15 protein-coding genes are annotated in these 11,606 nt (G+C 55.0%); 13 read left to right on the top strand and 2 right to left on the bottom strand.

Annotated features, from left to right (window positions below; all coding sequences use genetic code 11):
* Positions 1-67 precede the first annotated feature (67 nt).
* The 4 genes from ROA7450_RS06925 (at position 68) to ROA7450_RS06910 (ending at position 2,502) form a co-directional block, all read left to right on the top strand.
* The gene (locus ROA7450_RS06925) at positions 68-562 is read left to right on the top strand and encodes a fasciclin domain-containing protein (protein WP_085804956.1); all 495 of its coding nucleotides are present in this window, start codon (positions 68-70) and stop codon (positions 560-562) included.
* Between the two features lie 138 nt (positions 563-700).
* Complete coding sequence (locus ROA7450_RS06920) at positions 701-1,225, top strand: DUF3833 domain-containing protein (protein WP_085804955.1); 525 nt, start codon at positions 701-703, stop codon at positions 1,223-1,225.
* Between the two features lie 73 nt (positions 1,226-1,298).
* Complete coding sequence (locus ROA7450_RS06915) at positions 1,299-1,928, top strand: sulfotransferase family protein (RefSeq protein ID WP_085804954.1); 630 nt, start codon at positions 1,299-1,301, stop codon at positions 1,926-1,928.
* Positions 1,929-2,055: 127 nt separating this feature from the next.
* On the top strand, positions 2,056-2,502 hold the full coding sequence (locus ROA7450_RS06910; RefSeq protein WP_085804953.1) for a hypothetical protein: 447 nt from the start codon (positions 2,056-2,058) through the stop codon (positions 2,500-2,502).
* A gap of 64 nt (positions 2,503-2,566) precedes the next feature.
* Here the strand turns inward: ROA7450_RS06910 and ROA7450_RS06905 are convergent, their stop codons facing one another.
* On the bottom strand, positions 2,567-3,178 hold the full coding sequence (locus tag ROA7450_RS06905; protein ID WP_085804952.1) for a TetR/AcrR family transcriptional regulator: 612 nt from the start codon (positions 3,176-3,178) through the stop codon (positions 2,567-2,569).
* A gap of 260 nt (positions 3,179-3,438) precedes the next feature.
* Between ROA7450_RS06905 and ROA7450_RS20750 the strand changes: the two genes are divergently transcribed.
* Positions 3,439-3,621 carry a hypothetical protein gene (locus ROA7450_RS20750; protein ID WP_143534383.1) on the top strand — a complete coding sequence of 61 codons (183 nt, stop codon included), beginning with the start codon at positions 3,439-3,441 and terminating at the stop codon, positions 3,619-3,621.
* 34 nt (positions 3,622-3,655) lie between these two features.
* Here ROA7450_RS20750 and ROA7450_RS06895 read toward each other — a convergent pair whose 3' ends face one another.
* Positions 3,656-4,678: a LacI family DNA-binding transcriptional regulator gene (locus ROA7450_RS06895; protein ID WP_085804950.1), complete on the bottom strand. Its 1,023-nt coding sequence runs from the start codon at positions 4,676-4,678 to the stop codon at positions 3,656-3,658.
* A gap of 136 nt (positions 4,679-4,814) precedes the next feature.
* Here ROA7450_RS06895 and ROA7450_RS06890 point away from each other — a divergent pair, with 136 nt between their 5' ends.
* The 8 genes from ROA7450_RS06890 (at position 4,815) to ROA7450_RS06855 (ending at position 11,597) form a co-directional block, all read left to right on the top strand.
* Positions 4,815-5,003 (top strand): hypothetical protein, encoded by a 189-nt coding sequence (locus ROA7450_RS06890; protein WP_085804949.1) that lies wholly within the window; start codon positions 4,815-4,817, stop codon positions 5,001-5,003.
* Between the two features lie 19 nt (positions 5,004-5,022).
* Positions 5,023-6,171 (top strand): TRAP transporter substrate-binding protein, encoded by a 1,149-nt coding sequence (locus ROA7450_RS06885; protein ID WP_085804948.1) that lies wholly within the window; start codon positions 5,023-5,025, stop codon positions 6,169-6,171.
* 76 nt (positions 6,172-6,247) lie between these two features.
* Entirely contained in the window at positions 6,248-6,760 is a 513-nt protein-coding gene (locus tag ROA7450_RS06880) for a TRAP transporter small permease (protein ID WP_085804947.1), read from the top strand.
* 10 nt (positions 6,761-6,770) lie between these two features.
* The gene (locus ROA7450_RS06875; RefSeq protein ID WP_085804946.1) at positions 6,771-8,099 is read left to right on the top strand and encodes a TRAP transporter large permease; all 1,329 of its coding nucleotides are present in this window, start codon (positions 6,771-6,773) and stop codon (positions 8,097-8,099) included.
* A gap of 14 nt (positions 8,100-8,113) precedes the next feature.
* Positions 8,114-9,421, top strand: coding sequence for a histidinol dehydrogenase (hisD, locus tag ROA7450_RS06870; protein WP_085804945.1), 1,308 nt, complete (start codon positions 8,114-8,116; stop codon positions 9,419-9,421).
* Positions 9,414-10,178 carry an SDR family NAD(P)-dependent oxidoreductase gene (locus tag ROA7450_RS06865; protein ID WP_085804944.1) on the top strand — a complete coding sequence of 255 codons (765 nt, stop codon included), beginning with the start codon at positions 9,414-9,416 and terminating at the stop codon, positions 10,176-10,178. Before hisD ends, ROA7450_RS06865 begins: the two co-directional genes overlap by 8 nt.
* Complete coding sequence (locus ROA7450_RS06860) at positions 10,175-11,155, top strand: alcohol dehydrogenase catalytic domain-containing protein (RefSeq protein ID WP_085804943.1); 981 nt, start codon at positions 10,175-10,177, stop codon at positions 11,153-11,155. Before ROA7450_RS06865 ends, ROA7450_RS06860 begins: the two co-directional genes overlap by 4 nt.
* Before the next feature lie 28 nt (positions 11,156-11,183).
* Entirely contained in the window at positions 11,184-11,597 is a 414-nt protein-coding gene (locus ROA7450_RS06855) for a universal stress protein (protein ID WP_085804942.1), read from the top strand.
* Positions 11,598-11,606 lie beyond the last annotated feature (9 nt).

Raw genomic sequence — 11,606 nt, 5'->3', positions numbered from 1 at the left:
TCAATTATTGTGATCCAACAAACCAAAGCCCCCGTAATCAGGCCACAATCTAAATTGGGAGAAGACAATGCTACGACGTTCATTCATTAGTGTAATTGCAGGTGTCTCGCTGGCCGCGGTCAGCATGACCTCAGCCTTTGCCGGAGCCAAAAAAGACATCGTTGATACGGCGGTCGAAGCCGGATCTTTTGGCACCCTCGTCGCCGCGGTTCAAGCCGCTGGGCTCGTTGACACGCTCAAGGGCGACGGCCCGTTCACGGTATTTGCACCAACAGACGAAGCCTTTGCCGCACTGCCCGAAGGCACAGTTGAAACGCTGCTCAAGCCCGAGAACAAAGACCAGCTAATCACCATTCTGACCTACCACGTCGTCCCGGAGAAAGTCATGGCAGGTGATATCGCCGGGAAAAAGGCACAGGTTTTGACGGTCGAGGGTGATCGACTGTCCGTTGATGCCCGAAATGGCGTCAAAGTAGATGGAGCCAAAGTGGTTGCGGCGGATGTCGAAGCCAGCAACGGCGTTATTCATGTTATCGACAAGGTTTTGATCCCAGAAGGGTAACTGCCGATCACTTCAATGGTCTGGCAAAGGCCATAACTTGACGTCGCCTCCACTCAGCTTCTGGGTGGGGGCGTTATGAAAATAAAAGCCATCTCAACGCAACCCAATCAACCTCATTTGGTCCAAAGATACCTGTAGATGCTCCGCGCCCTTGTTGTCCTCGCTCTTATTATGCTGACGGCCTGTAATGACCGCCCGACATTGGAGCAACAGAAGCTGTCTCAAGACACTCTCAATCTTGAAGAGTTTTTCGAAGGAGGGGTCATCGCCCATGGCCAATTCAAGGACGTGCTCGGCAATGTCTCGCGGCGTTTCGTGGTTGAAATTGACGGCGTCTGGGATGGCTCCATCCTGCGTCTGGTCGAAGATTTCACCTATTCTGACCAAACCACAGAACAACGCATCTGGACTCTGACCAAAACCGGCCCTGACACATGGGATGGAACCGCCCCCGGAGTATTGGGCACCGCCAAAGGAACCGAGTCCGGAGATACTTTCAATTTCAAATACACAATTGATTTGCCCGTGGACGGCAAAACCACCCGAGTCAGTTTTGACGACTGGATGTGGAAGCTCTCAGATAATCGTGTCCTAAACATCGCTTATATGGAGAAATTCGGCGTGAAGGTCGGCGAAGTTGTTATTTTCTTTGAGAAACAGTAGCCACGCGCATCTGCCCGGCAGATCAACCCAATCCGTGCTATACTTGCAAAACAACCAACAAAGCTCGGGGGATATGATGGCACTCGAAGTGATTGGCGCAGGGTTCGGCCGGACGGGGACAATGTCACTCCGGATGGCACTCAACACGCTGGGTCTGGGCCCGACTTACCACATGGAGGACGTCCTGCAGGACATGCCCACCCGCGTCCCACAATGGAACGCGGCCTTGGACGGAGATCCGAATTGGCGCGCAATCTATGATGGGTTTCATTCGGCTGTCGACTGGCCCACCGCCACCTTTTGGCGGGAACTGAGTGAATATTACCCAAATGCCAAAATCATCCTCTCCACCCGCAATCCCCAAAACTGGTACAAAAGCATTTCGCAAACCATTCTCAAAGTTCTAACCTCCCCTGACGACTGGCCCGCTGAGCAGGTGGACTGGCTCACCATGGTGTCCAAGCTCGCGCTGGGCCGCAGTTTGCAAGGGCATACGGACCGGCAAGGTGTGCTCGAGGCGTTCCACCATCAGGAAATTGAAGTCAAAGAAACACTATCTTCTGATCGTCTGCTGGTCTTTCGGGCCCGCGACGGGTGGGATCCGCTGTGCACGTTCCTCGGCAAACCTATCCCTCTTGAGCCTTACCCGCGGTCCAATAGCCGCGAAGAATTTTTTGAGCTCATGGCGCAAGGCACTCAATAAGAGTGATGCAAAGCTCTCTTATGACGTCCAATTTTCAAAAGTCTGGCCTCGCGCGTCCACAGTGCGCTACGCTTTCCCCAATATAAGCAGAAATTTTTTACGCAAAGAACACAAGGATATAAACGTGATGCGCTTCAAACGAATTTCCACCGCAGCCCTATGCGCGGCTTTGGCCTTCAGCACCGTAACCGCCGCACCCGTGCAGGCGCATGATGATGGCGTGGGCGATTTCATCGCCGGTGTGGCGCTCGGTGTGCTTGGCTCGGCGGTGGCCAAGGCACAGCACAAGAACGGTGGCGCCTTTACGCCCCATCCAAACCTTACGACCGAAGAGAACGCCATTGGCCTGTGCATGCACCGCACCCACAAGGCAATGTCAAATCAGGGCTACCACCATGTGGATTTCGAACAAACCCTGTCGTATGTGGCCGATGTCGAGGGCTTTACCGTCATCACGCTTGAGGTTGGCCGCTCGAGCAACACAAACTACGACGCTCGCAGCTATATCAAAGTGCGCTGTGCCATTAAGGACGGTAATGTCGAGCGGTTTCATTACACGAACTACGCGGGATAACAGTGCGCCGTTTGCAAGAGCTTTAGATGCAGCGTAACGTTCTCCGCGGGTAGGATCCGGGCGACTACTCTGCAAACACCAGGGCGACAAACTTCTGAAACTGCTGCGCTTGTCGCTGCGTCCACTTCGGATCATTCTTCGCATTGGTCATGATGAAGCCACCCTCAATCGTCGTGGTGATCATTTCTGCCAATTCCCGCGCGGTGATGGCGATACGCGGCGTCCGATGCCGGATCAAAGCGTCAAACTTATCTTCAAATAGCTTGCTCCAGGCGTCCAGACTTTTGTCGATAAATTCGCGCGTCTCGGGGCCAAAATGCTTTCGCGAATAGGTGTACGAGGCAAAGATGCACCCGGGAATGGGGTCTTCGAGATCGTCAAGAAAGTCATTGAAGTACCCGATAAACAGCAGCACCTGATCCAGTGGATCATCTGTCTTGATCTCGGCTTGGCGCGATAAACGTTGAAACAACGCCATATCATTGAGCGCATAGCGTTCAAGCACTGCTTCGGCGAGGGCCTCTTTTGTTGGGAAGACTTCAATGATCGTTTGCGCAGGGATATCCAACGTTGTTGCAACGACATTCAGATCAAAAGAGACATATCCTCCTTCCAGAATGATCAGCTCCGAGGCTTCCAGAATGCTTTCCCTGAGATTCTCTGAATCAAAATCCATGATGGTTCAGTCCCTTTCATGTTGACCAGTATCACAATGGTGGGAAGATAGCATGTGCATGTCCCCGGATGACGTCCCGCTCGAAAATAGTCAGAACCCTCGGAGCTCGAGGCTTCAACAGACGACCATTGAAAAAATTGAAACCCAATTTGCCATGCCGCGAACCTAAATTGAAACATCCGGGACGTATTCAGTTTGTATCGAACAAATTTGAAGATCGGGCTGGAGCCTGTCTTCTGACACATAAGGAAATTGAAACAATGACCCTATTTGCAAATTTCATAAAGGCATCTGCACACGCTGACCGGGGCGCTTCGCTTTTCGAAGATCACATTGAGATCGAGGTTTCTGAGGTTGGATTGCTGGAGGTCGATTTCATGTTGGATGAATTGGCCGAAGCGGAAGAGTTGCAGGCCAGTGCTCTGTTGCGGGTCTTTCAGTGATTGCTTTGCATTCTTGAAACGTTCTTTGCTCGCATCAATTCTGATTACGCGCAAGAGAATTGCGTTTACTCACGAAGGTCTGCAATTTGATGGATTTGCCATCGCTAGTCTTTTCGACCAGATTGACCAATTCGCACGCGGCTTTGCAGCCCATTTCCCGATGGGGGACGTGTACTGTAGTCAGGGGCGGGTTGACGATCTGGGCCAGCTCTATGTCGTCGAAACCCGTTATCGAAACATCCCCCGGGATGTCCAATCCCAAGTCATGCGCCTTGCGCAATGCACCCACTGCCAGAACGTCGTTACCGCATAAAACAGTAGTGGGTCGTGGTGTTAATTCCATCAGGCTGGCAAAGGCCGCTGCGCCGCCATCAATTTCATATGGGGTCTCTATAATCGGGACGTCATCAGGGTTTATGTCATATTGCTTGAGGGCTTTCTTCAATCCCTGTACGCGCATTTTGGCGCGGTCATTTCCTTCGCAAATCCCTGAAATCATGGCTACATTTCGATGTCCGGCTCGAATCACCTCCTCGGCCAACTCCTGCATAGCGTCGGAATTGCTGAACCCGACCGAAGGCACGCGTGCATCACTTTGATAAGACCAGGAAACCAGTGCGGGAACGTTCTGTCGCTCAAGATAGTCATAGATCGATGCCGCGCGATCATGTCCGATTAAAAGCAATCCATCCGCACCGCGCGAGACCAGCGCGCGTATCTGCTCTTCTTCGATTTCGGGCCGATAGGCGGAACTGGCCACAAGCAAGGTATATCCCTTTGTATGCAGCTCTTCCTGGAAGGCTTGCAGCCCACGGGCAAAGATAGCGTTTTCCATTGTCGGAATGATTGCCCCAATCGTGTAGGTGCGTTTGGCAGCCATGACCCGCGCCCCAAAATTTGGGGTGTAACCCAGTTCAGAAACTGCGCGCATGACCCGATCACGTGTTGCCGCGACAACCCGACCTGAACTGTTCAGACAACGCGAAACGGTCGCTGTCGAGACGCCTGCCGCCTTTGCCACATCGTCCAGTGTCGGGGCGCCTTTGATTTCTGTCATGAACTGCCTTTCGAGAATAAGCAGTGCAATTCTATCAGAATTAAGGGGGTTTGAAACCAAATGAATGTAAGCGCTTGCATTTGAGTCATGTAAGCGCTTACATTACCGCACAACCGATTCAAACGGAGCCTCACCCATGTTTCTTGCCGCCTCACTCGCAGTGTTCCTCGTGTATTTCACAAACGTTGCACTGGGGGCCTTTGCCGGAAGCGCATTCTTGGGTGATGTCGGTGAAATGCTGGTTCTGTTCGCCGCGTCGATCCTGTTTGTCGTCGCGATTTTGAAAAAAGAAGCTGACCGCAAAAACAAGAACGGCGGCAAATAGTCCATCGGGAGGACGTTCAATGGATAAAGATCAAAAGGAACTTGCATCGGCTTCACGCCGAAATTTCCTAAAACTCGTATCAAGCGGCGCATTCACAGCTGCGATGGTGGCCGGGGCCGGGGGCGTGCTCTGGTCGTCTGAGGCAACCGCGCAAACGGCCAACGAAGAGCGCGACCGTGAAAAAGCGGCCGAACATATCATGACATTGGCCACGGCCTATGTGCTGGGGGCCTCGCGCAGCTATCCGATCATGCAGCTTGACCTGAAGGAAAACATTCAAAACGCCACCAACGGCAAAGTCTACGTCAAGCTGGCACCCGGTGGGCAGCTTGGGGCAGGGGGTGCCTTGGTGCAAAAGGTTCAGGGTGGGACCATTCAGGCAGCTCAACACTCTCTGTCAAACTTCGCGCCATTTGCCTCGACCGTTGACCTGATCAACATGCCCTATCTGTGCGGCTCAAACCAACGCTTCACCAATCTGGTCAACTCGGATCACTGGAACACCGAGGTGCACCCCAAGATCGAAGCGGCGGGTTTTAAGGCGCTGTTCTATGTCAACATTGACCCACGTGTTGTCGCCGTGCGCAAAGGCGGTGCCGGAGCGGTCCTTAGCCCTGGCGATCTGGGTGGCGTGAAATTCCGCGTGCCCGGTTCAAAAATGCTGCAGCAATATTACCGCATGGTCGGGGCCAACCCAACACCGGTGGCTTGGGGCGAAACACCGTCTGCGATCAAGCAGGGTGTTGCTGATGCGCTTGATCCATCGGTTGGGGCACTGTTTGTCTTTGGCTTCAAAGACATCCTCAGCCATGTGACCTTCACGCAGGCCGTGCCGGATAGCCAAGTCTATTCGTGCAACCTTGAATGGTTCAACTCTTTGCCTGCAGATGTGCAAGAGGGAGTCATGTGGGGCTCTGAAATGACAGCGCACCAGAATCTGTCAAAGGTGCCATCCGCGCGTGCATACGCGATGGCGGAACTGAACAAGGCAGGCGTCGAATTTCATTCGCTCACGGGTGACCAACTTGCTGAATGGCAAGAGGCCGGTGGATATCAACGATCCGAATGGGACGAATTCAAGGTCGAACTGGCCGGTTCCATGGAGGCCTTTGCCAAGTTGGAAGAAGCTGCAGGCACCCAAGGCAAATACTACGTTCACGACGCCTAAAATTTTAACGGGCGCTCAGCCCATGAGTGCCCGTTAAATTCGCCGATCTGGCAGTTCCCCAACGAATGGACAGGACATGAATTTACTTCGCAGAATAGATCGCGATGCAGAGCGCTGGTTGCTTCTCATCTTTTACGTGATGCTTGTGATCACGATGGCCATTGAGGTGCTGAGGCGCGAAGTCTTCTCTTACTCCTCGATCTGGGGAGAAGAAATTGTAAGGTATTCATTCATCTATCTGGCCTGGATCGGGGCCGCTGCCGCGGTCAAAGAACGAGCCCACATCCGCATTGATGTGATCATGCACTACATTCCGCCACGCGCCAAAGCCCTGCTTTATATCTTTGGCGACCTGGTGATGTTCATTGTCGCGATCATCGCGCTCTACTGGTCGTTTGAGGCTGTGCATATCTCAGCCAAGTTCGGCTCTGTGACCGATGGTCTGCGGATCTCCAAGGTCTGGTTCCTGATGGCCGTTCCTGCGGGCTTTGGCCTGATGATCTGGCGTCTTCTGCAATCTTTCGTACGTGACTTTAAATCCCTTCGCGACGGCACGCCCGTCTTCGAAGGTGACAAACTGTTTGATTGAGGATTAAATCATGCTTTGGAATACACTCAATCAAACCGTTGAGTTGGGCTGGGATTTTTATCTGCCCGTCATCATGTTCGTGGCGCTTATCGCGCTGGCTGTGCCAGTCTGGGCCGCCATCGGATCCGCCGCAATCACCATGCTGATCATGTCCGGCGACCTGCCGCTCAGCCTGGTTGGCGAAAGCCTGTTTGCCGGCATCGACGCCTTCGCTCTGACCGCGGTGCCTTTGTTCATCCTGACCGGCGATGTGCTTGTTCGAACTGGACTGTCTCGAAAATTCCTAGACGTGGCCGAGGCCCTGACCTGCTTCGCTAAAGGGGGCTTTGGTTCAGCGACCGTCTTGGTCTGCGGTATGTTTGCCGCGATCTCAGGCTCTGACGCTGCCGGGGCTGCCGCTGTGGGCCGGATGACCATCGACCGCCTAGTTGAGAGCGGTTACCCACGCCCCTATGCCTGTGCGCTGGTGGCGGCGGGTGCCTGTACTGGTATCCTTATTCCGCCCTCAATCGCTTACATCATCATCGGCTTGGTGCTGGGCATATCAGCCTCGACGCTGTTCCTTGCCGCGCTGATCCCCGGTCTAGCGATCCTGTTCGCGATCCTGATCACCAACCTGATCGTCAACCGCATCTACCTGTACGAAGGTGGTGGCATGCTGACCGCCGGTGAATGGTTCGCCAACCTTGGTCGCGCGCTTAAATCGGGTTGGTATGCTTTCATCGTGCCCGGCATCATCTTCTACGGCATCTTTTCGGGACGTCTGACCCCAACCGAGGCTGGTGCGACAGCCGTAGTTGTTACCATCATCATGGGTTTCATCCTTGGCACGCTTAAGCTCGCGGATTTCCCGGCGATGCTGGTCAGCTCAGCCAAGGTCAACGGTGTGATCCTGCCCATTATCGCCTTCTCGGCCCCTCTGGCCGAAGCATTGGCGATCATGGGCGTACCGCAGGGCTTCGTCACTTCTGTCACGTCTCTCACCAACGAGCCTTGGTTACTCATCCTACTGATGATCGGCATTCTGATCGCTGCCGGATGCGTGATGGAAACGACACCCAATATCGTTATACTGGCCCCAATTTTAAAACCTTTGGCCGACAATATTGGTATGAACGAAATTCAGTTCTGCATCATGATGATCACTGCCTTGGGCGTAGGGTTCATTACACCACCCTTAGGCCTCAACCTGTTCGTGGTGTCCGGGATAACAGGCGAATCCATCCTCAAGATCGCCGCTCGTGCCGTTCCGTTCGTTCTGTGCATGTTCGTTGTGGTTCTGATGATCGCGTACATTCCGGCACTGTCGACCACCTTCCTTCCTGATATCTATAAGTAGGATTTCAACCTAAAATGACCTGTGAATACTTGAAAAAGGCAAGCCTGACTTCAACTTCGGATGCTTCTGAAGTCCATGAGATTGTCCAATCGATCCTGACCGACATTGAAGCAGGGGGTGATACAAAAGCGATCGAGTACGCCAAAAAGTTTGACAAGTACGAGGGCAACATTCTGCTTACGCCTGAAGAGATCGAGGCCGCCAGTGCACTTGTTCCCGAGAAGCTGAAGCAGGACATCCAGTTCGCCCACAACAACGTCAAACGTTTTGCCCAGACACAAAAAGCAACTGTCTCAGACGTGGAACTGGAAATCGTTCCTGGCATGATCGCAGGACAAAAGGCCATCCCGGTGGATGCCGCAGGCTGTTATGTGCCGGGCGGGCGTTACAGCCACATCGCCAGCGCGATCATGACAGTCACCACGGCCAAGGTCGCCGGTTGCCGCCATATCACCGCCTGTTCGCCACCGCGCCCCGGAGTCGGTGTTGCACCAGCGATCATTTATGCCGCGCACATTTGCGGTGCAGACAAGATCATGGCCATGGGCGGCGTTCAGGGCGTTGCCGCGATGACCTTTGGCCTGTTTGGTTTGCCTCAGGCTAACATCCTTGTCGGCCCGGGCAATCAGTTCGTGGCCGAGGCCAAGCGGATCCTATTTGGCCGCGTCGGCATCGACATGATCGCGGGTCCAACCGACAGCCTGATCCTCGCCGATGCAAGGGCCGATGCGCATATCGTCGCAACCGATTTGGTCAGTCAGGCTGAACATGGGTACAATTCACCTGTCTGGCTCGTCACCGACAACCGTGTGCTTGCGGAAAAAGTGATGGAGCTTGTACCGGAATTGATTAGCGATCTTCCTGATGTAAACCGCGAAAACGCAAGTGCCGCTTGGCGCGATTATGCCGAGGTGATCCTCTGTGCAGACCGCGAAGAAATGGCCGCGACCTCTGATGACTACGCACCTGAACACCTGACCGTGCAGGCCGAGGATCTGGATTGGTGGCTGGATCGATTGACCTGCTATGGTTCATTGTTTCTGGGGGAAGAAACAACCGTCTCCTTTGGCGACAAGGCAACCGGAACCAATCACGTTTTGCCAACGTCTGGCGCGGCCAGCTACACTGGCGGCCTGAGTGTGCACAAATACATGAAAATCGTGACATGGCAGCGCGCCACCCGCGAAGGGGCCAAACCGGTAGCGCAGGCCACGGCGCGCATTGCCCGTCTCGAAGGTATGGAAGGTCACGCACGTGCGGCCGACGTAAGGCTGGCCAAGTATTTCCCCGATGAAACCTTTGATCTGACCGCTGATGAATGACCCGCGCACTCTCTTTGATCTGGCGGGCCGGGTGGCCTGTGTAACCGGGGCCAGTTCCGGGCTGGGGCGGCGCGCTGCGCTGACCCTCGCGGCGGCGGGTGCCAAGGTTGTTGGCATCGCCCGTCGAGACGAAGAACTGAAGAAACTACAAGACGAGATTGGCACGCAGACCATGGCCTATGTCGTGGCTGATCTGGCGGATCGCTCCAAGGTTGCAGCCCTTGCAAATAAGGTGTCACAACCTTTCGGAGCCCCGGATATCATCATCCACGCGGCGGGCGTGAACACGCGCGAAGCGGCGGACGATGTGACGGTTGAGGGCTGGGACAAAACCATCGCCCTGAATCTGACAATGCCGTTCTTTCTGACAAAGGATCTTGTACCTGCGATGCAGGAAAAGGGCTGGGGGCGGATCGTAAACTTTGCCTCGCTCCAGACCACCCGTGCCTTTCCTGGTGGCATCGCCTATGGGGCGTCAAAAGCTGGGATCGGGCAGCTTACACGCGCCATGGCCGAAGCCTGGTCCTCGCAGGGCATCACTGCAAATGCCATTGGCCCGGGCTTTTTCCCAACCGAGCTGACCAAGGCGGTATTTGCCGATCCTGACCGGGCAGATAGCAATGCCGCACAAACCTGCATCGGCCGCAATGGCCGGATGGAAGACATCGACGGCCCCTTGCTGTTTCTGTGCTCCGAAGCATCGGCTTATGTCACCGGGCAAGTTCTGATGGTCGACGGGGGGTTCACAGCGAAATGAAGGCTCTGATTTACGACGGCGAACAACAGCTTGGCTATCGCGAGGTTGCCAGTGCAGAGGCGCGCGAAAATGAGGTTCTGATCCGGGTCGAGGCGGTTGGTATCTGCGGCTCAGACATGCACGCCTACCTTGGGCATGACAACCGCCGCCCCGCGCCGCTTATTTTGGGGCACGAGGCCGCCGGAACCATCGTCGGAGGCGCGCAGGATGGCCGCCGTGTCACCGTCAATCCGCTGGTGACCTGCCAGACCTGTCCGGCTTGCGAAAGCGGGCGGCAAAACCTGTGCAAAACCCGCCAAATCATCTCGATGCCCCCGCGCGAAGGGGCCTTCGCGCAATACTTGACCATGCCCGACCGCAACTTGGTGACGGTGCCCGATGGTGTGTCCATCGCAAAGGCCGCCTTGACTGAACCACTGGCCGTCAGCTGGCATGCGGCGCGCTTGGTGCTGAACGCGCTTCATCCTCAATCTGAACACCGCGCCTTGGTGATCGGTGGGGGTGCCATCGGACTGGCCGCCGCGCTGGCGCTCAAAGCCATGGATTTCGAAGATGTCACCATTATTGAGCCTAACCCCGCCCGCCGCGCATTTTTGGTCGACACCTGCCAGCAGAAGGCGGTCGCCGACACAAACGAGGGCTTCAACGTTGTGATCGATGCGGTGGGCTATGCCTCAACACGCGCCAAGGCCTCGGAACTGGCTGAACCCGGCGGGGCTATTGCCCATGTCGGGCTGGGCGAAGACACTGGCGGGATCGACGTGCGCCGGCTGACCTTGCAGGAGATTACCTTCATCGGCACCTACACCTACACCGATCAGGATTTTCGCGACACCGCGCAGGCAATCTTTGACGGTCGCCTTGATGAGCTTGACTGGTTTGAAACCCGTTCTTTGGCAGAGGGAGCTGAGGCCTTTCAGGATTTGAAGTCTGGCCGCGTCTCTGCCCCTAAAATTATATTAGACCCATGGGCGTAACCCGATAACGCCTCACAGGAGAAGCAAAATGTACAACAAAATTCTTGTCGCGATGGCACTGGACCATGATCTTTCACCCAAAACGCTGCGGATCGCCGAAGCATTGCGCAAAGAAGGAGGTGAGATTATCGCCCTTCACGTGCACGAAGCACCACACGGCACGGCCAGCGTTTATCTGGATGAAGAGGTGGTCAAGGCGGCCTACACACAATCCGAAGCGCTTCTGAAACAGAAACTCCAAGGTCTCTACAATATCACACCCGTGATCACCAAGGGGCATGCCGCGCGCACTATCATAGACTATGCGGCGGCAAATGGCGTCGATTGCATTGTCATCGGCTCTCATAAACCGGGGTTAAGCGACTATTTCCTAGGCTCCTCGGCCAGCCGGGTCGTGCGCCACGCGCCTTGCGCCGTACATGTTCAACGAGACGATTCTTAATCGGCGCGA

Origin of the sequence: Roseovarius albus, from assembly GCF_900172335.1 — a bacterium.
Taxonomy (GTDB): Bacteria; Pseudomonadota; Alphaproteobacteria; order Rhodobacterales; family Rhodobacteraceae; genus Roseovarius; species Roseovarius albus.
Note: the sequence above shows the minus strand (reverse complement) of the source record. Positions and strands in the feature narration are given on the sequence as shown.